The sequence below is a fragment of the Geobacillus sp. BK01 genome, assembly GCF_052220245.1.
In the GTDB taxonomy this organism is placed as follows: domain Bacteria; phylum Bacillota; class Bacilli; order Bacillales; family Anoxybacillaceae; genus Geobacillus.
In genome coordinates this window covers 409,283-434,332 of the sequence record NZ_JBQPTH010000001.1, presented here as the reverse complement: position 1 = coordinate 434,332, position 25,050 = coordinate 409,283, and the positions used below count along the sequence as shown (strand labels likewise).

The 25,050-nt window shown below is 52.6% G+C and carries 24 protein-coding genes, 1 pseudogene and 1 riboswitch; all 25 genes and pseudogenes read right to left on the bottom strand.

Features of this window, described 5'->3' with window-relative positions:
• Positions 1–6: 6 nt before the first annotated feature.
• The 25 genes and pseudogenes from ACTVDO_RS02300 to ACTVDO_RS02180 all read right to left on the bottom strand — a co-directional run bounded on the left by ACTVDO_RS02300 (position 7) and on the right by ACTVDO_RS02180 (position 25,038).
• On the bottom strand, positions 7–423 hold the full coding sequence (locus ACTVDO_RS02300; protein WP_023817671.1) for a bifunctional adenosylcobinamide kinase/adenosylcobinamide-phosphate guanylyltransferase: 417 nt from the start codon (positions 421–423) through the stop codon (positions 7–9).
• Complete coding sequence (locus ACTVDO_RS02295; RefSeq protein WP_442900955.1) at positions 357–1,007, bottom strand: histidine phosphatase family protein; 651 nt, start codon at positions 1,005–1,007, stop codon at positions 357–359. The genes ACTVDO_RS02300 and ACTVDO_RS02295 overlap by 67 nt, the downstream gene beginning before the upstream one ends.
• The gene (gene cobS / locus ACTVDO_RS02290; RefSeq protein ID WP_020960379.1) at positions 965–1,750 is read right to left on the bottom strand and encodes an adenosylcobinamide-GDP ribazoletransferase; all 786 of its coding nucleotides are present in this window, start codon (positions 1,748–1,750) and stop codon (positions 965–967) included. The genes ACTVDO_RS02295 and cobS overlap by 43 nt, the downstream gene beginning before the upstream one ends.
• Positions 1,747–2,304, bottom strand: a complete 558-nt coding sequence (locus ACTVDO_RS02285; RefSeq protein ID WP_020960380.1) for a bifunctional adenosylcobinamide kinase/adenosylcobinamide-phosphate guanylyltransferase — start codon at positions 2,302–2,304, stop codon at positions 1,747–1,749. Before ACTVDO_RS02285 ends, cobS begins: the two co-directional genes overlap by 4 nt.
• A complete protein-coding gene (cobD, locus tag ACTVDO_RS02280) occupies positions 2,301–3,371 on the bottom strand; it encodes a threonine-phosphate decarboxylase CobD (RefSeq protein ID WP_442900954.1) in 1,071 nt (356 codons plus the stop codon). Before cobD ends, ACTVDO_RS02285 begins: the two co-directional genes overlap by 4 nt.
• A complete protein-coding gene (gene cbiB / locus ACTVDO_RS02275; protein ID WP_442900967.1) occupies positions 3,328–4,299 on the bottom strand; it encodes an adenosylcobinamide-phosphate synthase CbiB in 972 nt (323 codons plus the stop codon). The genes cobD and cbiB overlap by 44 nt, the downstream gene beginning before the upstream one ends.
• The gene (locus tag ACTVDO_RS02270) at positions 4,296–5,771 is read right to left on the bottom strand and encodes an adenosylcobinamide amidohydrolase (protein WP_442900953.1); all 1,476 of its coding nucleotides are present in this window, start codon (positions 5,769–5,771) and stop codon (positions 4,296–4,298) included. The genes cbiB and ACTVDO_RS02270 overlap by 4 nt, the downstream gene beginning before the upstream one ends.
• Positions 5,768–6,802: a FecCD family ABC transporter permease gene (locus tag ACTVDO_RS02265; protein WP_442900966.1), complete on the bottom strand. Its 1,035-nt coding sequence runs from the start codon at positions 6,800–6,802 to the stop codon at positions 5,768–5,770. The genes ACTVDO_RS02270 and ACTVDO_RS02265 overlap by 4 nt, the downstream gene beginning before the upstream one ends.
• The gene (locus tag ACTVDO_RS02260; protein ID WP_168368729.1) at positions 6,789–7,745 is read right to left on the bottom strand and encodes an ABC transporter substrate-binding protein; all 957 of its coding nucleotides are present in this window, start codon (positions 7,743–7,745) and stop codon (positions 6,789–6,791) included. Before ACTVDO_RS02260 ends, ACTVDO_RS02265 begins: the two co-directional genes overlap by 14 nt.
• A 141-nt stretch (positions 7,746–7,886) precedes the next feature.
• Positions 7,887–8,085: riboswitch (cobalamin riboswitch) on the bottom strand.
• 69 nt (positions 8,086–8,154) lie between these two features.
• On the bottom strand, positions 8,155–8,622 hold the full coding sequence (locus tag ACTVDO_RS02255) for an NUDIX hydrolase (RefSeq protein ID WP_442900952.1): 468 nt from the start codon (positions 8,620–8,622) through the stop codon (positions 8,155–8,157).
• 122 nt (positions 8,623–8,744) lie between these two features.
• Positions 8,745–9,153, bottom strand: a pseudogene (locus ACTVDO_RS02250) (IS982 family transposase); the annotation flags it as partial.
• A gap of 1,097 nt (positions 9,154–10,250) precedes the next feature.
• A complete protein-coding gene (locus ACTVDO_RS02245; protein ID WP_015375298.1) occupies positions 10,251–10,838 on the bottom strand; it encodes a GNAT family N-acetyltransferase in 588 nt (195 codons plus the stop codon).
• 306 nt (positions 10,839–11,144) lie between these two features.
• A complete protein-coding gene (locus ACTVDO_RS02240; RefSeq protein WP_238980475.1) occupies positions 11,145–12,023 on the bottom strand; it encodes an IS982 family transposase in 879 nt (292 codons plus the stop codon).
• 160 nt (positions 12,024–12,183) lie between these two features.
• Positions 12,184–12,798, bottom strand: a complete 615-nt coding sequence (locus ACTVDO_RS02235; RefSeq protein ID WP_442900965.1) for a PH domain-containing protein — start codon at positions 12,796–12,798, stop codon at positions 12,184–12,186.
• A 195-nt stretch (positions 12,799–12,993) separates the two neighbouring features.
• Complete coding sequence (locus ACTVDO_RS02230) at positions 12,994–14,358, bottom strand: APC family permease (protein WP_442900951.1); 1,365 nt, start codon at positions 14,356–14,358, stop codon at positions 12,994–12,996.
• A 13-nt stretch (positions 14,359–14,371) separates the two neighbouring features.
• Complete coding sequence (locus ACTVDO_RS02225) at positions 14,372–15,277, bottom strand: acetamidase/formamidase family protein (RefSeq protein WP_442900950.1); 906 nt, start codon at positions 15,275–15,277, stop codon at positions 14,372–14,374.
• Between the two features lie 81 nt (positions 15,278–15,358).
• Positions 15,359–16,648 carry a hypothetical protein gene (locus tag ACTVDO_RS02220; RefSeq protein ID WP_442900949.1) on the bottom strand — a complete coding sequence of 430 codons (1,290 nt, stop codon included), beginning with the start codon at positions 16,646–16,648 and terminating at the stop codon, positions 15,359–15,361.
• Entirely contained in the window at positions 16,648–17,349 is a 702-nt protein-coding gene (locus tag ACTVDO_RS02215) for a response regulator transcription factor (protein WP_442900948.1), read from the bottom strand. The genes ACTVDO_RS02220 and ACTVDO_RS02215 overlap by 1 nt, the downstream gene beginning before the upstream one ends.
• Positions 17,346–18,098, bottom strand: a complete 753-nt coding sequence (locus ACTVDO_RS02210) for a sensor histidine kinase (RefSeq protein WP_442900947.1) — start codon at positions 18,096–18,098, stop codon at positions 17,346–17,348. The genes ACTVDO_RS02215 and ACTVDO_RS02210 overlap by 4 nt, the downstream gene beginning before the upstream one ends.
• A gap of 219 nt (positions 18,099–18,317) precedes the next feature.
• Positions 18,318–19,685 (bottom strand): N-acetylglucosamine-specific PTS transporter subunit IIBC, encoded by a 1,368-nt coding sequence (nagE, locus tag ACTVDO_RS02205; protein ID WP_442900946.1) that lies wholly within the window; start codon positions 19,683–19,685, stop codon positions 18,318–18,320.
• Positions 19,686–19,711: 26 nt separating this feature from the next.
• The gene (locus ACTVDO_RS02200; protein ID WP_020960390.1) at positions 19,712–20,440 is read right to left on the bottom strand and encodes a GntR family transcriptional regulator; all 729 of its coding nucleotides are present in this window, start codon (positions 20,438–20,440) and stop codon (positions 19,712–19,714) included.
• Positions 20,437–21,192 carry a glucosamine-6-phosphate deaminase gene (nagB, locus tag ACTVDO_RS02195; RefSeq protein ID WP_020960391.1) on the bottom strand — a complete coding sequence of 252 codons (756 nt, stop codon included), beginning with the start codon at positions 21,190–21,192 and terminating at the stop codon, positions 20,437–20,439. Before nagB ends, ACTVDO_RS02200 begins: the two co-directional genes overlap by 4 nt.
• On the bottom strand, positions 21,170–22,402 hold the full coding sequence (gene nagA, locus ACTVDO_RS02190) for an N-acetylglucosamine-6-phosphate deacetylase (RefSeq protein ID WP_020960392.1): 1,233 nt from the start codon (positions 22,400–22,402) through the stop codon (positions 21,170–21,172). The genes nagB and nagA overlap by 23 nt, the downstream gene beginning before the upstream one ends.
• Before the next feature lie 117 nt (positions 22,403–22,519).
• Entirely contained in the window at positions 22,520–24,313 is a 1,794-nt protein-coding gene (locus tag ACTVDO_RS02185; protein WP_020960393.1) for an ATP-binding protein, read from the bottom strand.
• Positions 24,313–25,038 carry a response regulator transcription factor gene (locus ACTVDO_RS02180; RefSeq protein ID WP_020960394.1) on the bottom strand — a complete coding sequence of 242 codons (726 nt, stop codon included), beginning with the start codon at positions 25,036–25,038 and terminating at the stop codon, positions 24,313–24,315. Before ACTVDO_RS02180 ends, ACTVDO_RS02185 begins: the two co-directional genes overlap by 1 nt.
• Positions 25,039–25,050 lie beyond the last annotated feature (12 nt).

The following is a 25,050-nucleotide window of genomic DNA, read 5'->3' as shown; positions in this document are numbered from 1 at the left end:
TCCCCCTTATTTTAATCGTTCCGCCAACCCGCACCAAAGCCGGTCGACGCAGCAGCACATGGCAACAAGCCGCTGGTAACATACCCCAACTGCATCGCGCCAACGCCGATCCTCCCGATCGGTAGGAACGACACCTTGCGTTACGTCGGTTCCGATCCAGACGACCGTGCGGCCGCCTGCTCCTTCCTCCCACTGCTTCCAAGCGCAGAAAAACCGCTCCCATTCCTCCGGATCCGGAAGGCGGCGAATGGCGGCTTCGAGCCCGTCCAAGACAACCGTTTTCGCCGTCTTGGCGCCATCCGGCCACCCGTATGGCTCTTGATAACCGTCATGCCATACTATATGAACGCCATCGCTTATTCCGTATCGTTCCCGCACCCATTTTCGTTTTCCTTGGAACGCACCGCCGACAACGAAATGCATCGCTCTCCCCCTTTCCAGCGCTCGATCGTCGATTCCAGCGTATACCCGCCGGAAAACGGCACCTTCCATTCCCAAAACGGACGAGAAACCGGCGCATATTGCTCGAGCACGAAACGGATCGGGCCGCTGTGGGTGACGATCGCCACATGACGGGCGCCCGTTCGCTCAGCCAACGCGATCGTCTCGGCGAGCGCCCGTTTGATGCGCGCTTGAAACGCGGCATAGCTCTCCCCGCCGGGAGGCGCCGTCGAAAATGGCGCTTCGAGCCATCGATTGTACGCACGATCTGTTTTAAGCTCGGTGAACGTTTTCCCTTCCCAGGCACCGAAAAAAAGCTCGCGCCATCCGTTCGTACACCAATCCGGCCCGCGGCTGCCAAACAGCAGGGCCGCCGTTTCCCGGCAGCGGCGAAGATCGCTTGCCACGATGCGGTCAACCCGGCCCGGCCACTTGATCTGCAAACGGCGCAGCCTGCTATGTTCCGCAGCCGAAAGCGGCGCGTCCGTCCAGCCGATATATGCGTTGCGCCGATTCAGTTCCGTCATCCCATGACGGATGAGTGTAAGAGCCAAAGGACGCCCCATAGCACCGTCTCTCCTCCTTCGATGAGCGCGCCAAGCACATCGCCGGTTACGCCGCCAAACTGCTTTTCCGCCCACGGCTTTGCCGCAAGGGAACAAAGCGCCATCACCGCAGCCAGCGCCGCAACCGCCGCCGGCGGAACGCCCGCCGCCGGAAGAAGCAAAAGCACGAGGCACGCCAATCCGAGCGCCCATGCCGCGTCGCGCCATGAACTATATTCGCGCAGCGAAGCCGCCATTCCTGTCGGCTTCGCCAACTTGCCGGCGGAAAGAAGCCAGACGGCCCCGGCCCTTGACAACAGCGGAATGGCGATAAACAGCGCAGCAGAAATGTTTGCTTTGATCGCTTCATACAAAAACAGCCATCGAAACGATAACAAACAAACGAGCGCCAACACAGCAAACGCGCCGACGCGCGAATCGGACATAATCTCTTGCCGCCGCTTGGCGTCACGGTACGAAAAAAAGGCGTCGCTTACATCCATAAAGCCGTCAGCGTGCATCCCGCCGGCAAGCCAAATGCCGAGCCAAAGAAGAAGAAGCGCCAAAAAGGGCGGCGCGCCGAGTGAAAACGCGGCACATAAAGCATATATTCCGGCAACCAGCGCGCCGAGCAGCGCCCCAGCCAGCGGCATCGTGCGCACAAGCCAGCGAACATGGGCAGCGCTCCATTCGATCGGCCGTCGGACCGGGATGATCGTAAACAGCTGCAGCGCCAGCAGCCATCCATTCCATGCCCGCTTCATTGCGGCCACCGTCCTTTCTTCACGCGAAGAAGGCCGCATTCGACCACGGCGGCCGTCGCCGCTTCCGCAACCAACTGTTGATGAAGCCAGCCGAGCGTTTTCATGTAGCGGAACGTGCCACAGTCATCCGGCACGCCGCCGGAAAACAGCTCATTGGACACAACGACAACAGCGCGGCACGCCGCCGCCCACATCCGCACTTGGTCGAGCAGGCGACGGGCGGCGGCAAATGCTCTTTCCTCCGTTTTCCATTCATCGCCGGCAAATAACGCGTTGGCCCACCACACAGTCAAGCAGTCAACAAGCACCACATCAGACGGACGAAGCGCCGCTGACAGCCGATCCGGCCCTTCCGGCGCTTCCCACACCGTCCAAGATGCCGCCATCGCCATCCGCCGCGCTTGATGACGGCGAATGCGCTCTTTCATTTCCGCATCGGTGGCCCGGGCGGTAGCGACATAATGAAGCGTCCCGCCAGCGGCAAGCCGGATGGCGCACGCCTCTGCCGCTTCACTTTTGCCGCTGCGCACCGCACCGCTCACAAACACGATCATCCATCCCACCTCTCAAGCGCCTCAAGCAGCCGGTCGTTTTCGGCCGGCGTTTTGACGGCAAGCCGGATGTAGCGGCCGTCAAGCCCCGGGAAATTCATCGTATGGCGCGGCACAATCCCTTCCTTCAACAAATGAAAAAACAGCGCTTCGGTCCGTCCTGAACGCGGGCGCAACAAATAAAAGTTCACGACCGATAATGAGACATCGTACCGCCCGGCCGGAAGCGACCGGAACACCCGCTCCCGCTCGGCGGCGATCCGCTCTCTCGTTTCGTCAACGAACGATGCCATCGGCAAAAAACGAAGCGCCAACTGTTGGGCGACTTGGCTCGCACTCCAAGGCGGCTGCCGTGTTTTCAGCGCGGAAATCACTTCCTCATCGGCGGCGACATAACCGAGGCGCACCCCGGCCAAATGGTGGATTTTCGTCAACGACCGGAGCACGATAAGGCGCGGATAGCGCCCCAGCCAGCGCATTGCCGTAAACCCGCCGCGCCAAAACGGATAAAACGCCTCATCCACCACGATATACGTACCGGCTTGATCCGCCGCATCAATGAATGACCGAAGTTCATGCTCCGGCATCACCGTTCCGGTCGGGTTGTTCGGATGGCATAAAAAAATGATGTCTTGGCTTGCCGCCCACGCCGTCGCTTCATCAATGTCATATGAGAAACCACATTCTTTCCTAGCCATAAACACGGCCACTTCGCAATCGTAGGTGAGGCAGGCGCGCCGGTATTCGGAAAACGTCGGTTCGAACACGCCGACCTGGCGGCCGGCAAACAGCGACGCCAATAAATAAATAGCTTCTGCCGCCCCGTTGGTGGGGAGCACTTGCCCTGGCCGAATCCGCTCCTGCCCGGCGACGAGCTCCCTGAGCGCCCGCGTTTCCGGATCCGGATACTCGCCGGCCCAGTGAGCCCACTTCTCATCGTCCGGCCAAGCCGACGGCGGCAACCGGTACGGGTTCGTATTGACACTGAAGTCAATATACTCATTTGGGGGCGTTATCCCGCACTGCTCATAGAGTGCGCGCGGATTCGCCCCATGCGCCGGCCAACGCAACGATCATCCCCCCGATCCATAGCAATAGCGTAAACATAAGCACCGTTCCAATCATGATGCGGGTCGCCTGGTGAATATGCGCGGCGCGAAGCGGGACGTCCGGGTCGCCGATCGTCGGCCGCCTTGAGACAACGCCGCCGTATGTATTCGTTCCGCCGAGCTGTACGCCAAGCAATGCCGCCATCCCGGCCTCGGGCCAGCCGCTGTTCGGGCTCGGATGGCAGCGGGCGTCGCGAAACAAAACCGCCAAAGAGCGGCGAAGCCGGCGGCCGCCATAGGCGAGCACCATCACGAGCGCCGTCAGCCGCGCCGGAATGTAGTTAAGCATATCATCGAGCCGGGCGGCCGCCCAGCCAAATTCACGATACGTTTCATTTTTATAGCCGACCATCGAATCGCACGTGTTTACTGCCCGGTACAGCAAGGCGAGCGGCGCGCCGCCCAAGGCCGCATAAAAGAGCGGCGCGGTAACACCGTCACTCGTATTTTCCGCCACCGTCTCCACGCAGGCGCGGGCGATGCCGGCTTCATCAAGCCGCTCGGTGTCGCGGCCGACGATCATCGACAACGCACGCCGCGCCGACAGGAGATCGCCCGCTTCGAGCGGCCGGCGCACGTCTTCCGCCGCCTCCGCCAAACTTTTTGGCGCAATGGCAGTAAAAATGAGCACTGCCTCGACTGCCACTCCAACATACATCGATAAGGCGTAGCTAGCCTGGACAACGGCCGCCGAGAGTCCATAGACGATCACGAGCACCGCTGCCACGGCCGCCGCTCCTTTCAGGCGGCGGCCATTTCCACCGTTCCAGCGCCGGTCAAAATAGGTGATCAACCATCCCATCCCGCGCACCGGATGCGGCAGCCAGCGCGGATCGCCCATGAGGGCATCAAGACACAACGCCAACGTTAATGCAGCCAAATGGGTCACCGCCGTTTCCCCCGCTTCTCCCAACGGTCAAGCGCCTCAACCGTCGCCTCATACACAAGCCGGCCGATCTCCCGCCCAAGCTCCGTTGCCGTTCCGGCATAGGCAAAGACCCGACCAGTTTGCGTGGCCGCCACCGCCACCGAGTCGGTCGATGTTCCAGTGGCGATCGTTCCCGTTTCCCGATCGCCAATCAAACGGTCAGCAAGCGCTTTTGTCTTCGCTTCTGTCGCCGTCATGACCGCCTGAACGAACGCCGCCTCGGTCAGCGTGCCATCGATGACAATGATGAGATTGATCGTCCCCGGCTTGACCGCGAGCGGCTGATGCTGCCAAGCGCGGGCGGCGTCGACCGCATTGCCGACGCCGGCTGTCGCCAAAACCGAAACAGAAAAGGCTTCCCCGTTTTCTCGACGCCAGACGGCATCGCGCACATCGACCGCCGTCATCATCCCGACCGTCCGGGCGACGGGAAACCGATGCCGTTCCAAATAACGCCGCATTTCCTCTTCCGCGTCGCGGCAATCATAGTCGAGGCCGACATGGCGGTTGACGAAATGGGTCGCCCATTGAAACCCGGCGCCCACGAGCGCTGAAGACAAGACGCGCAGCGGTTGGCGGGCGGCAAGAACAACCGCGTCATCGAGAAATGACGGGCGCAGCCCGCCGGTGAGCAATGTCTCCTCGCGCTTGTGTTGCGGCACAAACGAAAACACTGGCTTGGCCGCCGCCGGATGGGCCTGGCGCACGACCGGGACGGCAAACACTTCATTCAGCAACCCCGGCGTCATGACGTCCGCCGGTGCACCGAGCGCAGCGGTTTTCCCCTCTTTTAAAACGAGCACCCGGTCGCAATATAAACTGGCAACACTCATATCGTGAAAGACAGCGACAACTGTCAAACCGCGCGCGTGTGCGGCTCGGGCGAGTTGGTTCAGAAGCCGGACTTGGCCGCTCATATCCATATGGTTCGTCGGCTCATCCAACAAAAGCAGCTGCGGCTCTTGGGCGAGCGCGCGGGCCAAATAGGCGCGCTGCCGCTCGCCGCCGCTCAACCGCTCAAGCGGCTCATCGATTTTGCCGGCCAAGCCGACAGCGGCAAGCGCCTGTTGAACCGCGGTTTCGTCCTCGGTCGTCCACGTCGGAAACAAGCCATGCTGATGGGCGTAGCGTCCGAGTGCCACCATCTCTTTCACCGTATAGCCGTGCGCCGTTTCCACTGTTTGCGGCAGGACGGCGGCCAACCGCGCCCATTGTTTCGCCGAAAGCGCCATCAGCGATCGGCCATCGATGACGATCTCCCCGCTTGTCAGCGGCAACTCTTTGCTGATGAGTTTGAGCAATGTCGTCTTCCCGCTGCCGTTCGGCCCTAAAATGCCGAATATTTCGCCCTTTTCCACGGAAAATGTCACGCCGTCAAGCACTTGTTTCTGTCCATACCGATGCGATATGGCACGCACGTCGAGCATGGTCATCCCATCTTTCGTTTCGTTTTTCGGAAAAATAGGGCGGCAAACAGCGGGGCGCCGATGAGCGATGTAATGACGCCGATCGGCAGCTCGCGCGGCTCAATGATCGTCCGTGCCGCCACATCGGCAAGCACAAGAAACGCTCCGCCGTACAAGAGCGACAGCGGCAAAAGCACCCGATAGTTCGGCCCGCACACAAGCCGGACCATGTGTGGAACGACAAGCCCGACAAAGCCGATCGTTCCCGACACCGACACTGCCGCGCCGGTGAGCAGCGCGGCCGCCGTTAAAATGATGATTTTGCGGCGTGTCACATCGACGCCGACGTGAAGCGCCGCCGCCTCGCCGAACGCGAACGCGTTCAGTTCGCGGCCGTTGGCGATAAGCGTTGCCGCACCAACGAGAAAAAACGGCAACAATAGCCCGCTATACTTCCATCCGCGCATCGCCACGCTCCCCATCAGCCAGGAGATGATTTGCCGCAGCTCCTCGCCCGTCAAGGCGATCATGAGCGAAATGAAGGCGCTGAAAAAGGCGCCGAAAATAATGCCGGCTAAAATGATCGTCTCGACCGACATTCGCCGTTCAACCATGCGGGTGAACGTCAAGACAGCGGCAAGTGTCGCCATGCCGCATAAAACGCTCACGATCGGCAGCGTAAACGTGCCGAGCAGCGGCCATTGCCAGCCGAGAAAAATAACGAGCACCGCCCCGACGGACGCGCCGGACGAGACGCCGAGCGTATACGGGTCGGCGAGCGCGTTTTTCAACAATCCTTGAAACGCCGCTCCGGCCAGCGCCAAGGAAGCCCCGACCAAAAAGGCAAGCACCACGCGCGGCAGGCGAATCGCCATCACAATCGGCACCCAATCCGCCGGAATGTCGGCTGGAAGCGGCACGCCAACCCATTCAGCAGCAACAATCCGGACAATAGAAGAAAAGGGAATCGACAGCGACCCGGTCGATATCCCCACGAGCAGTGAAAAGACAGCCGCAGCAGCGGCCACGATATACATCCACGTTTTACTTAAACACATCCGGGTAAATGGCTTTGGCAAGTTCCTCGACCCCTTCGACAAGACGCGGACCCGGCCGGCTCACTAGGTCGGTGTTGACATCATACACCCGCTTGTTTTTCACGGCCGGCACGTCCTTCCAAGCGGCGCGCTCAAGCACTTGTTTCGCTCCCCCGTATGTCGTGATGATGACGTCCGGTTTGTATGCGACCGCTTGTTCCTCGGTCACCATCGGCCAGCCTTCTAAGCTGCCGGCAACATTTTTGGCAGAAATCACCTTAAGCATCTCGTCCATAAACGTTCCTTTGCCGGTCGTATACAGTTGCGGCGGCGGCGACACTTCAATCCAGACATTCGCCTGCTTGTCAGCCGGAATTTGTTTGGCTTTTTCCTTCACCTCCGCCAGTTTCGCCTTCATGTCATTGATGACTTGCTCCGCTTTGTCCGCCGTTCCGGTCGCCTTGCCGATGAGTTCAATCGACGCATACACATCGTTAAACGACGCGGCGTTATGGACAACGAGCACGGTGATGCCGGCGTCTTTCAATTGCTGCAGGCCGTCCTTCGAGTTATGGGCGCTTGATGCGTGAGCGAGAACAAGATCCGGCTTCAGAGAAATAATTTTCTCGACGTTAAATTCCATGCCGCCGATTTTCGTTTTCGTTTTCACATCCTCTGGATAATTGTCAAAATCGCTGACGCCGACGATTTTCTCGCCAAGTCCCAACGCGTAGGCGATTTCCGTATTGCTTGGAATGAGCGAGACGATTTTTTGCGGTTCTGCTTTGATCGTCACCTCTTCCCCAAGCCCGTCTTTCACCGTCACCGGAAACGCCGTTTGTTCCGTTTTCGGTTCTTCTTTTTTCGCAGGCTCGGTGCTGCCATTCGCCCCGCCGCAGCCGACGAGCACGGCGGCCAAAAGGAAGAACACCGCCACCACCGCCGGCCATGTCCAACGTTTCATCCGTCATTCCCCCTTCAGTGATGTATGTACAATAAAAAACGCCCATTCCGCCTAAATCTGGGAATGAGCGCGAAACAGACCGCCAATGGGCACAACAATGCCCTATGCGACTGTTTCCGCGTCTCACCCCCCGAAGATTCGGAAACTGCGGCAAGCAAGGCAGGTCTACTGACTCATGCTTCATCCTACTCTGAAGCCTTCCCATGCAGAAGACGGCGCAAGCCATCAGGCCGCACAGTGGCGATTTCATTTCGTCCGCATTGACAGTTGCGGGGACAGTTCCGGATTCCCACCGGATTCCCTATTAAGCCTTTTCGGCACCTTGCTGCGAATGGATTCAGTTATGGGATATGGACATTTTTATAATAATGCAGCGTTTAGCATTTGACAACTATGAATTTACAGCACTTCACCTTCCCACTCTTGCAGATAATCGAGACGGATTCATGACCCATGCTTCATAAGGAACAGAGCATCCCCTTTTCATCGCATCGAGCACCCGCGATTTCAAATGCGGCCATGTCACATATTCATCAATATTCGACTCATCGATCAACACAAACTTCGCCTCTTGAATTTCCTCAGGCTGGGGAGAAACGTTTCCTTTCACATATGTCGCTTTAAATACAATGTTTATGATATTTTTAGTTTCATTGTAATACACGCCGCTGACCCCGATGAGACGGATGTCAACGCCAGTCTCTTCATGCACCTCACGATGAACGGCCCGATCGAGCGGCTCGCCTGGTTCAACTTGTCCGCCCGGCATTTCCCACGTATCGGAGCGGTCATAGCTTTTAACAAGCAAAACCTCTCCCGTGTCATTCGTAATATAGGCTGAAACGCTGATAATGGCTTGTTGGTGTTTATCCATCAAGCTCTCCTCCTACATCGCGGAATGATCCTAGCCCTCTCCTGCAGAAAAAAAGCAGCTGCCCCATCTATACTGCCATCTTGAAAAAAATAAGGAAAATCCGTGGTGCTAGTTGAACATTAACGCCTCACGTGATGACACAGCGCAAGAGGGACAAGATCTCCACAACAGCATAGGCATGATGTTGTCCGTGCCTCGCTAGTTGGTGACGGATCTATTAGAAAAACTCTATTTAACGGAAAAACGGAGCAACCGACAACAACAGTTATATCGAGAGCGTTCAGGGAACATCTCCCTAGTGAATAAGTTTCCAATGACATACTGATACCCTGCTCGTTCCGAAGTAAAACAAAACAACTTTCCAAGAATATGAATGGCGATTATGCCCCATTTCCTTGCTTTAACAAATGACGATTTCAGCGCTACAATACATTTAGAGCCGCCAGACAGTTGCGCTGATACCAAGAACAAGATCGCCGTATATTGCTTTTGAATTTCCGCTTGATCCGTTGTAAAATGAAGACGCTCTTGTATGGGATTTCTCCTTTCTAATGTTAGGTGAGCACTTTCATTTTATAAAGGAGATTTTCATACAAGGACTATTTTTATGCTCGTCTGATTTTATCTAGCACCACGGGTAACTAAACATCATGCAATACATATCTTTTTATATATATAAGTTGCCATTTTGTTTTCCATGGTATTGTTCGCTCTTCTTGTCACCGTGCCAGCTTGTCAGGTGATAAAGACGGGACATGGAGATCGGAAATTCTTTATTACAACCTATATATATTCAGAATTTAACTTCTTCTTATAATTGATAACGCGGTAAAAATAGAGTGTAAATTAAAAATTTCCAATAATGATTTATAATTGTACATGTAACAGATAGCAATGAAATCTATACCAACGCGGCTGCTCTACCCCGTTAATCTTTAATTGATCAAATACCCATTCAACGCATTATGGAGATCAAACAGACACTTTTCAAATCCAGTTTTCAAGAAGACAGCAATCACATAACCATAGGCACCTTTTGTTTCTCCACTATTCCAGCGGTTAATCGAGAAAACAAAAAGAATTCTCACTTGTTCAACCGTTCTTTATACCTTTAAACTAGTAATACCGAGTTGAAATGACCCATTTTGTTTGGGGATCATACTACAAGAATGTTTCAAAGGGCCGTACCATCCACCATGATCACTTTCAGAGATTAAACACATACATCGTTTAAGAGATGATGATGAACGTCAGAAAATTCTTGCTTTTGAAAGCATCGGCTGGTCCTTGAAAAGGTGGACAGATGAGAGACTCATAAATACATCAAAAATAGCAAAAACAGCGGAAGATGTTCATCAACTGCTACAAAGAATCGATCGTAAAGCACGTTTTCCAAAATAAACATTTAATCAATTGCCTTTTTAGACACCTGTGGTCTTCCCGCCACATAAGGTATTTCCAGAAAAAAGTTGATCGATGCATCGAAATAAAGCCTCTAAAAGAGGATCGATTTCATCGGTGTATTCGATCAAAGAATTGGAACTCTTGATAGTGTCACCCTTTTGAAGTTTTTTAGTAACTGTATATGATTCCCAATAAGAGTGGATTTTTTGTGTCCCTTTATTCATCCGTTATGCGTTTTGCAACCCGTTCCTTGATTTAAAATAATCTCGTTTTAGAATAGAGTATATAGCCATATCCCTAAATTTACCTTTAATATACCAATGTTCTCTCATAACCCCTTCAAATTGCATCCCTAACTTTTGTAAAACTCTTAAAGATTGAACATTTTCAATCATAGCAAATGCCTCAATTCTGTTTAATTCCATCTTGTCAAAACCAAATTCAATGATTTTATTAGCCGCTTCAACTGCTAATCCCTTCCCCCAATACTTATACGATAAAACAAAACCTATCTCAGCTTTATGATGATTGGGTAACCATTTAACTATATCAATTGTCCCGATCATTTTATTGTCTGCTTTTGAAACGATTCCCCACGGAGCTAAACTACCTTCTTTATAAGACTTAATTACAAATTCTAAAAATTGAATTGAATCTTCAATGGTATGATGAGGTCTCCAAGGTAAATATTTGCAGTTTTCCGGATTTGACGCATAATCAAATAAATCATATGCATCATCTAACGTTAATTTTCTTAATATTAAACGTTCAGTAGTAAGTGTAGGCAAATCCCCAAATACATCTTTAATCTTCAAATTCCTCAACCCTTTCTATACCTATATAAGTTGCCATTTTGTTTTCCATGGTATTGTTCGCTCTTCTTGTCACCGTGCCAGCTTGTCAGGTGATAAAGACGGGACATGGAGATCGGAAATTCTTTATTACAACCTATATATATTTTAATATTCCTTCTGTGTCTTAAAACACTTAATTCAAAAAAGTGTTTATCCACCAGACTCTCGGCATACTCGGCATTATATACTGGCTTGAACATTAATACAAAACCGTGGAAATTCTTTATTACAGCTTATATACCTTAAACCCGTGGTGCTAGTTGAGCGCTAGCGCTCAACTAGCCCGAGAACAACAAGTGAGTAAGCCAGTAAAATACCATCCAGTGCCGTTTCAAATCCAGAAACCGAGTTCGCGCGAATCTTGGTGATCCGATACGAATCGACTAAAATCGAAAACACGGTTTCCACCACTTTACGTTTTCGCTTCATCCATTGTTTCCATGCATCCGATTGGCGAATTCGCTGATTGTTTCGGACGGGCGTCCAAAACGCGACTCGGTGCTCTTCGTACAGCTTCTTTCGCAGCGTTTGGCTGATATACCCTTTGTCACCGAAGTTATACGGATGTGGAATTTGCGTCATGACGGTTTCAGCGGCCACCCGGTCGTGACAAGACGCTTCGGTGACAACATATCCCATCGGCAGCCCTTGATCAGTCACTTGAAGGTGCAGCTTCAATCCGTAGTACCATTGCTTTTTGGAAGCGCAATATCCGATGTCTGCCATCTCTTGAAATTGTTTGACGCGATGCATTCTTGCCGTATGGCACAACGGGAGCGGCAAGCTGTCAACGACGGCATAGGCATGATGTTGACCGCGTTTTGCCAGCTCATGACGGATCCATTTGATGGCGAAACCAAGCGCCCGGCAACGGCGGTTGTATCGGGAGCGTTCAAGAAACGAGCCGTTTGTGAACAAATTTCCCGTGACAAAACGATGCCATGCCCGTTCGGATGTAAAACCGAGCAGCTTTCCTAAAAGATGAATGGCGATGATGACAGCGTCCTCTTGCTTTACCAAATGGCGATTTCGACGGTGAAGATGCACCTGAATGCATGAAAGTTGGGCAGAAACAAAAACGAAAATGGCGGCATATTGCTTTTGAATCTTGGCTCGATCTGTAGTAAAATGAAAGTGCTCTTGCATGGGGATTCTCCTTTCGAATGGCAGGTCGCACTTTCATTCTACAGGAGATCCGCCAGCAAGGGCTATTTTTATGCTTGCTCAAGTTTATCTAGCACCACGGGTTAAGGAAAGATACCTCGCCTCTGGCACGGCGTCTTTCCCCGATACAACCTTCATCTCGTCACTGTTGAATATATTTGTCAAACACAAAGCCAAAATCTTTGACTGTATAGTTCTTTTTCGCTTCCGTCAGCCAGCGAAAAGCGTATTCATTCACGGCTTGAAAATCCGCCGACACATTGGCGCCGTCACCGCGCATGTTGGCCAACACCTTGGCCGCCAGTTCCAAACTCCGCTCCGCATAGTTGAACTTCGTTTCGTTTTCATGGCAAATGTCCGCGATCGCCATCAACGATTTATACAAATCTTTCAGTTCCTCAATATGCTTTTTATGCACATCAATGGAGTAGGAATGTGATCCAATTTTAAATTTAATTTCCGCGTCCAAATCGACCGTCCCGGCCGTTTCGAGCGATACGTCGGAAATCGGATGCTTGTAGTAATCGTAGCGGCGCAGCGTCCGTTTTTTGCTCGCGGCGCTCGTGCCGTCCAAATGAATGAGCGCGCGGTTGGTGAAGCAATACTCATCCGATTTCGATTTGATAAGAAAATAGATTTTTTCTCCATCCTCGTGCATCACATAATCATCGGCATCGACTTTGTCATAGTCTTTCGGTTGAATGACCGCACCGATGTCGCTTAACCCAAGCACATCGGCGGCGACTTTTCCAAACATGCTCATGTTCCTCCGGCTCCTTCCACGTTTTATCGGCGCTCGCCTATTGGCGGATGAACGGCGTTTTGCCTTAACAAGGCGCCGTAATCTCATACCTTTCATCTATGTAATACGTCGAGATCGGAAAAACGTTTCATCGCCTCTAAAAATCAAAGACCCAACGCCTTTTATGACGGCGTCAGGCCTTACAAGCGACTACAGTTCCCCGCTTAGACGGGAGTCTTTGTTCGTGAGTCGCAAAAAGACCAGATAAACGAGTCCAATCGCGATCCAAATCAATCCTAGCTTTTTGCTGAGCGGGTCCAGGTTCATCCATACATAGCCGATGATAACAAAACCGATGAGCGGAAACAAGAGATGATTGATATAATCGTTACTCTTTTGTTTGCGCAAGAAATAGTTCATCACTGATACATGCAAAAAGAGGAAAGCCGTCAGGGCGCCAAAGTTGACAAGCGAAGCGAGTTTATCAATTTGTGAGGCGAACACCGTCGTGACAATGAGCGAAATCACAGCTACAAGCAATGTGCTGACGTATGGCGTTTGAAATTTCGGATGCACTTTGGCTAGCACACTGGGCAGTTTACGGTCGCGACCCATGCTGTACAAAATGCGGGAGATGGCTGCCTGGGCGACGAGCGCGTTCGCGATCCCCCATGAAAGCGCAGTGGCGATGATCGTTGTCCATTTCAGCCATGGTCCGCCTGCCAGCTCCGCAATCTGATAAAACGCCACATCTGCGTTTTTAAACGTCGTATAATCAGGCCAAATGAGAGCGGCGACCCATGTTTGCACGATGAAAAGCGCACCGACAACGAGCAAAGCGAAAATGATCGCTTTGCCGATCGATGATTTCCCGTCCCTCGTTTCCTCAGCCAGCGTCGACACCGCATCAAAACCAAGGAAGCTCAAGACGGCCACCGACACCGCCCCCATCACCGTCTCCGCGCTGAAATGATTAGGATCGTACAGCGGTTTGAACGTAAACTGCGCTCCATTGACGCCTTTTATAATCGCAATCATTCCTGTGATCACAAACACTGCAAGGACGATGAGCTCTAAAACAACAATCACTTTGTTCGCTTTGGCCGTCATCTCGATTCCAAGAATATTAATGATCGTATTCATGCCAATGAACAGAATGAGCCACACGGAAATCGGCACTTGCGGCACAATATCGGCTAAGGCAGCAGCGCTGACCAAATAGAGAAGAGCCGGAACAAAAATGTAATCAAGCAAAATGACCCAGCCTGCCATAAAACCGACATATTCATTCATTCCCCGCTGGGCGTAAGAATACACGGAACCAGCGATTGGAAACGCTTCGGCCATTCTGGCGTAGCTCAAGGCGGTGAAAATCATCCCCACCATTCCGATTAAGTATGCTAAGGCGACCATCCCTTTTGACCCTTCCGCTACATACCCGTAAATGCCGAAAGGGGCAATCGGCACCATAAACACCATTCCGTAAATTAACAGGTCAACAAATGTTAATGACCGTTTCAATTCCTGTTTATAACCAAGCTGCTCGACTGATGTCTTCGTTTCAAGTTGTGCCATCGCCGTTTCCTCCTCAATCCTCGAACAGGCGGATGCCATATGCTTCAAGCACAAAGCGCGGTACAAAGAAGCGCGCCGTAACGAGCGGGTCGACGACTTGGCTGATTTGCGTCTGGCCGGCGGCGCTGAGCACCATCGTCAAATGATTAAGTGTCAACGGAGCATGCGGCAACAGCAAATCGACCATTTCCTCAACCGACTGTTTGACCGCTTCATCCAACGTTTTAGCTGAGACGATTGTCGCAATGCCATCATCGTTTTGCAAAAGCGGATATTTCAAAGAATGCCCTTTCATCACTCGGACAGTGACCGTCACTTCCCCCGGGATTTCAATGCCCGACACACCAATCTCACCGTCCCCCATCGCCGCATGCAAGTCACCCAATGCAAACAATGCACCTTTTACAAATACAGGGAAATAAACCGTTGCCCCTGTTGTAATAAGTTTTGTATCCATATTGCCGCCATGCGGCCCAGGCGTCCCGCACGATACATCCTCACCGCTCGGCGCTACCCCGATGACGCCGATCATCGGATTTAATGGAATAGAAAGATGTTCGTCAAATATAGCTTGGTTCTCTTCCACTGCAATGATCTTCGCCTCAAACTGTGAAATCCGGTCGCCAAGCACACCGAGACCTGGACCAACAGCCATGACCCCCTGCCCTTTGAGGCGAATCTGTTCAATTTTCACCGCCAAAACGTCACCAGGTTCTGCGTCTTCAATATAAATCGGTCCGGTCGCCGGATTGATATGGTTCCAATCGATCGAGTCAAACGGTGTTTCGCTTGACGTAATCTGATTTTGGAAACAGTCGTACGTTTCGATGACAAACGTTTCTCCCGACCGAACTGTTCGAACCGGCTGATGGTTTTTGCTAAACGCGTAAATCGCCGTCGCACATGGGACAAATGACATGTTCGTGTTCCTCCCTTTCGTTTTTGTCTCATTATAACAGGGAGCAAACAAACAGTTTTGCGTTTTTTTGACCCGTTTTTGTCATTTCTTTATTTTTTGAATTAACTGATAAAAATAGGTAAACAAGAAACTGCCAACCCCATTCCACGCTATAGCCTCCATCTCATTATGGCGCATTCCCCAGTACCAAGTGATAATGAGCAAACATATCCACCCAATCATGCCTATAACCCCCATCGGGTTCGCTTCTGTCCGTAAAACAATCAACCCAAAACACGAGGAGGCAATCAAGGCGGTCGAAAACATGACCATCCGCATTGGAAGCAAGGGAGCAATAACAAAGAGAGCTAACACAAGCAAAAAAGAAATAATATATGTCCATGAGAGATGCCTGCTCCAATTGTATGAAAAAAATTGCACAACGGAATGAAAAGAAAGAGATAAGCTAAGTGACAGAGCCGCGAGCAATGCAACGGTAAGCGGCCAAGAAATCCAGCTAGAAGAATGGAGCAGCCATTGTTTCACTATACCAGCGGTCGAAGCGGCCGCTGCATAGGGGACGCATAAAGCCGCGATGGCCAACAGCAGTGGAGCAAGGCAGACGGCGGCCATGGAAAATACCATCGCAGTGCGTTCTTGTTTCAACGTTGCTACTACATCCCAGACATACGTGTCAGCTAACCATTGTCCGGCAGCCGCTGTCAGCACACTTCCAAACAATATGCACAGCAGTGCGATATCCAAATTGAGAGAAGCCGGGACGACGCGCACAAGCACCTCATATTGCTGTGCTACACCACCTGTTAGATAATACACAAATGGAACGATTCCCATCACCATATACACAGTATATAGCAGAACGGTTCCGACTTTCCGCATCCCCAACCATCCTGCAAGCACGGTAAACACGTACACATACATGAGCCAAATGAACAAAAAATACTTGGAAAAATGGAAAAGCTGCTGCAATAAATATGCACATAACGCAACAATGGAAAGCAGTCGGCCGATAGCAAGAAGACAAACAAAAAATCGAAAGAAAAACAAAGCCCGCGCCGTAAAATAACAGTCCAGCCGGTGCCCCTGTTCCCCTGTCAAAGAGTAAGAACGGAAAGCCGCTGCTGAACGCCAAATCACAAAAACGGCGGCCCATACAGCCATAGCCGCCACTATTCCCGCCGCCACTCCGCCATAAATGAAGGCATAGCATCCCAACAGCAACAGTTCTCCGGATGCAAAACGCAGTAACAGGGCATTGACCCCTTTGCTCAATCCAAGTGAATCTGCCCTTACAGAACTGCCGTGGCCAATATGCGGCAAAGCGGCAAGCAACAATACACATGCCACAAATAAAAGCATATGCCAGTCCATTATCCGTTAATCTCCTTATACTTCGTGGGTGGAATGCCAACATATTTTCGAAACGAATGGCTGAAATGATACTGGCTGGAAAACCCTGTATCTTCTGCAATACGCGCCATAGACCAATCCGGCTTTTTGATCAATAGCTCTTTCGCCTTCTCAATTCGGTAGCGGTTGACGTAATCTTTAAAGTGGATGCCGACTTCCTCAAAAAATAGCTTGCTTAAATAAGCCGGATGGACGTGTACGGCGGCAGCCACATCGGTTAAGCTGATTTTTTGTGCATAATGGCGATGCACGTATTCAAGCGCCTCACGGATGGGTGAGGACGAAACAAGCACCTCCGGATGCTTTTGTTCAAATTTCGACAACGCTTGATCAAACTCACTTTCAATGAGTGGCTTCACTAAGTAGTCAAGTACTTCAAGTTGAATTGCCCGTTTGGCATAGGCAAAATCTTGATAGGCCGTAATAATGACTAGGGCGAGATCGGGCTGTTTTTGTTTAAGCTCGTGGGCCAAGTCCAATCCTGACTGTCCCGGAAGATGGATATCGATCAGCGCCAGCCGAAAATAATGGGACGCGGCCAACCGTTTCGCCTCTACGGCATCCTCCGCCGTACATATTTCCCAATGTGGATATTTCCGCTTCACCAAGTACGTGAGCTGCTCCAACTCCAAATATTCATCATCAACAATCAGCACCTTCATTGTTCATCCCCCGGAACATATGGCCAAACGACAAGAGCCTCTGTCCACCCGCGCTCATCTTTTTGCAACACAATCTGGGTTGGCAAGTCAAACAAAAGAGCAAACCGCTTGCGCAAATTATCCAAGCCGACACCTCCATTCGCGATAGATAACTCCTTCCCTTCATTCCCATTATCACAGACGCGCAAATATACCCAGTTTCCTTGACGTTGAAAATCGACCGTCAAACATTTTTCTCCCGTTTTTTTCTCAAGGCCATGTTTGAATGCATTTTCTACTAGCGTCTGCAGTGTATAAGAAGGAATAAGGGCGCGTGCGCCACCTGGATCGATTTGCACTGTCACCGACAGACGTGCGCCAAAGCGAAGCTGCTGCACCGCCAGATAGTTGTTGGTGTGCGCCCATTCCTGCTCGAATGGAATAAGCGGCTGTTTCGGTTCGTAACTATCGCGTAAAAACATCGCAAAATGTTCGAGCCCCCGAATCATTTCCTTATTTTTTCCTAGACGAGCCAAGGATAAGAAAGCATTTAACGCGTTAAAAAAGAAATGCGGGCGGATTTGTTGGTGGAGCTGCATATACTTGGTTTCTTGGAGCTCTTTTTCCAGACGAATGCGTGTATGTTCCAACTGCCAATAGTCCACCTCCTTCTCCGCCACCCCCAATAATGCTAAAACAATCGACGAAACGAGCGGCAACAACACATAGAAAATAAGAATAATGTGAAATAATGGCTCGGTAATCATCATGTTTTCCTGCCACCCACAACGTTTTTTCTCCTGTTTTGCTCTTTATTTTATCACAAAATGAAAACAGAAGCTGCGGTGCAATGATAGCTGTTTTCCACGGAAGCAACCCGTTCCTCCAACTCTCTGATCTGTGTTCTAAAATGACGTTTCCCTCCATTTCGCTCCCATAAAAAAAGGCCGACCCAAAACGTGAGTATGCTTTGGGTCAGCCTCATCGTTTCATTGTCTTCTCATGGCATTGGCCAAAAATTCGACATCCGTGCCAATAATCACTTGCAAGTCCGTCTGGTTGAGGCGAAGAACTCCTTTCGCTCCCAAACGCTTCAATTCTGTTTCATTGACTTTTGCCATGTCTTTTACTTTTAGGCGCAAGCGTGTCACACAGTTGTCAATTTGCGTAAGATTTTCTTTTCCTCCCAGCGCCTTAATATACTTCACCGCGAGCTCTTCGTATTTGACGCCCGACTTTGCCGCACCGCTGTCGGCAAACTCGCCCTCTACCTCATCTTCACGGCCCGGCGTTTTCAAATCGAGCTTTGTAATAAGGAAATAGAAGACAACGAAATAGACAACGGCATACACAAGTCCTTGAATGAGCAACAAATACGGCTTTTGCGCAATGCCGTAGTTTAAGAAAAAGTCGATCGCCCCGGCCGAGAACGTAAACCCGTGGCGGATATCAAGCATCGTCGCCACCGCCAGCGACAGCCCGGTCAGCACGGCATGGACGACGTACAGCAATGGCGACAAAAACATGAAGAGAAATTCAATCGGCTCTGTAATCCCCGTTAAAAACGACGTCAATGCCACACCAAGAAGCGCGCCCGCCACTGCCTTGCGCCGCTCTTTTTTCGCTGCGGCAATCATCGCCAGCGCCGCTGCCGGGAGGCCGAACATCATCACCGGGAAAAAGCCGGCCATGAAAATGCCCGCATCGGGGTCGCCGGCGAAAAAGCGGCTTAAATCGCCCGTTTTCCCGTTATACTCGCCAAACACAAACCAAACGAAGCTGTTTAATACATGGTGCAATCCGACCGGAATGAGCAACCGGTTGAGGAACCCGAAAATGCCGACGCCAACCGCACCGGCGCCAACGATCCAATGGCCGACCGCGTTGATGCCATCTTGAATCGGCGGCCAAATGTAGCCGAAAACGAGAGCGAGAACGAGCATAACAAGCGATGTCACGATCGGCACAAACCGCCGGCCGCCGAAGAAACCAAGCCAATCCGGCAGCTTGATATCATGGTAACGGTTGTATAAAAGCCCGGCGATCACCCCGGAGATGATGCCGCCCAACACGGACATATTGATGTCTTTATCAATCGCCGCGGCGCCTTTCGTCAACACAAAATAGCCGATCGCTCCGGCCAGTGCCGCCGCACCGTTGCCGTCCTTTGAAAAACCGATGGCCACACCGATGGCAAAAATGAGCGCTAAATTGGAAAACACCGCATCGCCTGCGGCGGCGATAAATGGCACGTTCAATAAATCAGGCTGGCCGAGCCGGAGCAACAGCCCCGCCGCCGGCAATACGGCAATCGGCAACATTAATGCTTTTCCTAAACGCTGTAAAAATCCTAACATAAGGAATCTATTCCTCCTCTTTTTTACTATTTTCGCCGCTCCATTTCAACCGTGAACTTGTATCGATCCCCGCGATACACCGATTTGACGACTTCAACCGGCCGGCCATCGGCGAGGCACGTGCGCCGCTCAAGCAGCAGCACGGGCGCTCCTTCTTTGATCTGCAAGCATTCCGCTTCCAGTTGGCGCGCGACCGACGCTTCAAGCGCCTGAACCGCTGTGCCGATTGAAAGCCCGAGCGTTTTTTCAATAAATTCATAGACGGAACCGCTTACAACATCACGCGTCAGTCCGGGGACGAGATTGACCGGAATGTACAGCGTCTCCAACGCCATCGGCGCCCCGTCGGCCAGGCGGAGGCGGCGGATTTCGTAAAGAGGGGCGCCTTCGCTGACGCTAAGCCATGCTGCCAGCGTCAAAGAGGCGGGGATCGTTTCAAAGCCAAGAACAACGGTGCCCGGCTCCATGCCGCGCGCCCGCATATCTTCCGAAAAACTCGTCAGCCCTTTGAGCGGCTGCTCGATTTTGTTCGCAGCGACAAACGTCCCTTTTCCGCGCCGGCGGATGAGATAGCCATCGTTCACCAAATTGTTGACCGCCTGCCTTACCGTCATCCGGCTGATGGCATGCATTTCGGCCAGTTCGCGCTCGGACGGAATCATCTCCCCCGGCCGCCATTCTCCCTTTTCGATCTTTTCTTTCATATATTGCTCGAGCTGATAGTAAATCGGAATTGGCGATTGTTTATCGATCATGGCGCATCCACCCGCCGCTTTTCCTTCGGAATGAGCGTGAGCGCCGCCTGGTCGGCAATGATGGTGACGTCCGGATGAAGGTGAAGCGCTGAAGCCGGCAGTTCGGGCGATACGATGCCTTCAACCAGCCGGGCGATCGCCTCTGCTTTTGCCGCTCCCGACGCCAACAGCACGATGCGGCGGCTTCGCAAAATGGTAGCGATTCCCATCGTAATCGCCTGGCGCGGCACCGCATCAAGCGACGGGAAAAAACGGGCGTTCGCCTCGCGCGTGGAAGCGGCGAGCTTGACGACGTGGGTGGCGGATGAAAACGGCGTCCCTGGCTCGTTAAAGCCGATATGGCCGTTGCGGCCGATGCCCAAAAGCTGCAAGTCGATGCCGCCCAATTCGTCGATGAGCCGCTCATAGCGGCGGCATTCTTCATCAAGATCAGCGGCCAACCCATTCGGCACATGCGTCTGATGAAGCGGGATGTCAAGCTTTGAAAACAAATGCTCATTCATATAATGGCGATAGCTGTTCGGATGATCCGGGCCAAGGCCTACGTATTCATCCAAATTGACCGTGCGCACGAGCCGATACGATGTCCCATGTTGCCGGTGATCGGCGGCCAATTGACGGTACACGCCGAGCATCGTTGAGCCCGTCGCCAAGCCAAGGACGGCGTCGGCCTTTTCCCTGACCTGTCCAGTGATGATTTCTGCCGCCCGGCGGCTCATGTCGGCGTAATCAGCTGTTTCGATGAGCTTCATGGCCGTTCCCCCCTGTTCCTAGCCTTTCTGTTCCGATTGGCTTGCTGTAGGCAAGCACACCGCGGCAAAACGTCATGATCACTTCGTATTGTTCGTTCAAGATGACAAGGTCGGCATCTTTGCCCGGATGCAAACTTCCTTTCCGGTCAGACACACGGAGCTGCTTAGCCGGATTCCAGCTCGCCATGCGGATGACCTCTTCGAGCGTGCAGCCGGTATAGTCGAGCACATGGCGAATGGCCTCGCCAAGCTTGAGTACGCTTCCCGCCAGCGTGCCGTCGGCAAGCCGGGCCTCCCCGCCGCGGACGGACACTTCCTGGCCGCCGAGATCGTATTGCCCGTCGCCAAGACATTTGGCGCGCATCGCATCGGTGATTAATATGAGTCCCTCGCTTCCTTTATTCCGGTAAGCGAAACGAACCATTGGCGGCGCGACGTGCAGCCCGTCGGCGATCAGTTCGCACATGACTTCCTCATGCATGAGCACTCCGCCGGCCACGCCCGGCTCGCGGTGGTGAATGCCGCGCATCCCGTTAAATAAATGAGTAGCGTGCGTCACCCCGGCGGCGATGGCCGCTTTCACTTCTTCGTAGACGGCATCGGAATGGCCGATCGAAGCGATCACCCCCGTTTCCTTTAAATAGGCGGTGAGCGCAAGCCCCTCGTCCCGCTCCGGGGCAAGCGTCACAAGGCGAATGTGTCCGCCGGCTGCTTCTTGCCAGCGCTGAAACAGCGAAACGTCAGGGTCGACGAGATGGCGCGGGTGTTGCGCCCCGGCGCGCTTCGGCGACAAAAACGGCCCTTCCAAATGAACGCCGAGCACCTCCGCCGCCCCCGGGCGATTCGCCTCAGCCATATAACGGGCGACATTTCGAAGCGCCGCTTCAATTTGTTCACTTGGCGCCGTCATTGTCGTCGCCAGGAAACTTGTCGTCCCTTCCGCCGGCAAGGTGTTGGCCATCGTGTGAAGCGCCGCCGGCGTTGCATCCATCACATCGGCCCCCGCCGCCCCATGGATATGAACGTCAATGAAACCAGGCACGACAGCAAACTGCGGGGAAAGCTCGACCACTTTCGCATCGATATCGGTTGGGCATAACGACATCGGACCGATGTCGGCCACTTTCTCTCCTGCGATCAGCACATACCCTTGTTCGATTTTCCCCGTTTCCGCATACACTGTAGCGTTTTTCAGCAGCCACCGTTTCATGGCCATCTCTCCTTCCACCTTGATCATAACATCATATATTCTAGTTGTCTATACCAGTTAAACAAACGTCGCCGTAAAAAAAGAGGGAAACGGTCAACCGCCCCCCTTTGCGCAACGTCAAGTTCCTTTCGGCCCGCGGGCCGGCAAATAAAGCGAAAACGTCGTTCCTTCGTTCTGCTTGCTGTGAACGGTAATGAGCCCTTTATGCGCTTCGACGATGTTTTTGGCGATGGCAAGTCCTAATCCGGTGCCGGAGCGGCCGCGCGTGCGCGCTTTATCCGCTTTGTAAAACCGCTCGAACACAAACGGCAAGTCTTCTTCCGGGATGCCGGAGCCCGAGTCCTGAACGTGGATCGTCACGCCGTCGCCGCTCCGTTCGGCAATCAGCCGGACGGAGCCGCCTGTTTCCGTATGACGGATGGCGTTGTCAATTAAATTGGTCAATACTTGCTCAATCCGATCCGGGTCAAACGCGATGTCCATGTCGCCATCGCGAAGTTCAGCCGCCAACTCGATCCCTTTTTCTCTCGCCAACCCGTGAAACTTGCGGATCACCCGCTCAATGTAAGGAGCGAGCTTCACCTGTTCATAGTGCAGCTCAATATGGCCGGCCTCCATGCGGGCAAGATCGAGCAAATCGTTAACAAGGCGGCCCATGCGCAATGATTCGTCGTAAATGACTTTCGCCATTTCTTTTTTCTCTTCTTCGCTCGCTGCGATGTCATCGATGATCGCCTCGCTGTAGCCTTGCAGCATGGCGATCGGCGTGCGCAGTTCATGGGAAACGTTGGCGATAAAATCTTTGCGCAATTTGTCAAGCCGCCGCTCCTCAGTCATGTCGCGCAAGACGGCAACCGCGCCGCGCACCGTCGTTTTGCCGTACAACGGCGTCATTAAAATGACCCACGTCCGCCCTTGCAGCGTCACTTCGATCGATTGCTCCTTCTCCTCGCGGACGACGCGGGCGAACAGTTCTTTCACTTGCGGCGGCAGCGGCGCCATGGCCTCGACATCGTTTCCTTGTTCAAAGTACCACGCCTGCAAAAATCGCTCAGCCGGCGGGTTCGTAATCAAAATTTCCCCGTCGCGGTTGAACGTAATGACACCGTCGGCCATGCTGCTTAAAATGCTGGCGAGCTGTTCTTTCTCTTGGTTCAACGCGTTGATGTTAAATTGGAGCCGCCTTCCCATTTGGTTGAACGCCATCGCCAACCCCCCGATTTCATCGTTCGTTAAAATCGGCACTTTCGTGTCAAAATGGCCGCGCGCCACTTCAAACGCAGCTTGGCGCATTTTCCGGAGCGGGGCGGTGATGCGCGTCGATAAGAAGAAAGCGAAAAACGTCGTCATAATAATGGCGATAAAGGCGGCGAGAAAAATGAGCTCTTTCGTATGCTCCGTCGCGTCAGCGATCGCTTCGAGCGACTGGTAAATGAAAACGGCGCCGCGGCTGCCGTCCGGCATCGACATCGGCACGCCAACGATAATCATGTCGTAAGGCAGCTCTTCATTTTGTTGCCACTCCGGCGCGTACAGGCGTTTTTTCACCGTCGTCTGATCGGTGAGGACGCGCCGCAAGTCGGCATCTTGGCGGATGAACGACAGCGGCACGTCATGCAGGTCAGCACCATCGGGTGAATACCAATAGTGCGACTCGTCAGCGACGATAACTGCCTTCGAGCGGTTGTCAACGAGCGTCCAGGCGATCGAACGGGCGAGCTGTTCATCGCGGTAATCGTGCATCACATCCGCCACTTTTGTCGCCAGGCGGGTTAAATCGTTCTCTGCCTCTTGGACATAGTAATCCTCGAAAAATTTAATGAGCAAAATCGTTAGAATAAAGAGAACACATGCCACAAGCAGCAAAATCGTAAACCAAAGCTTGCCGACGACACTGCGAAACAGCCACATCAGTCGCTCACTGCCTCAAACTTGTAGCCGACGCCCCAGACGGTGACGATCATTTTCCCGGCTTGCGCCGACGCCTTGTTCAGCTTTTCGCGCAGCCGTTTAATATGGGTGTCCACTGTGCGCAAATCGCCGAAAAACTCATAATGCCAGACTTCTTTCAGCAGCTGCTCGCGGTCAAACACTTTGTCCGGCGAGCGGGCTAAAAAGAGAAGCAACTCGTATTCTTTCGGCGTCAAGCTTACTTCTTGGCCGTCAACCGTCACCCGGTGGGCGTCATTGTCAATCGTCAAGTGCGGAAACACGAGCACGTCTTTCGCTGTCGTCTCCGCCGGCACGTAAGCGGCATTGGCCGCGCGGCGCAGCAGCGCTTTGACGCGCAAGACGACTTCGCGCGGGCTAAACGGCTTGACGATATAGTCGTCCGTGCCGACTTCAAATCCTTGAACGCGGTTCGACTCCTCGCCTTTGGCCGTCAGCATAATGATCGGCGTCGTTTTTTGCTCGCGAATTTCTTTGCAGACGTCAATGCCGTCTTTACCCGGCAGCATCAAATCAAGCAAAATGACATCGTAGTCGTTGGTCAACGCCTTCTCGAGCGCTTCATTTCCATCACCGGCTTCATCAATGACATAATGTTCCCGTTCCAAATACATTTTCAACAGCCGACGGATGCGCTCCTCATCATCCACCACCAAAATATGAACCGGCTTTTCTTGCTTCTCCATGCCAAAACACCC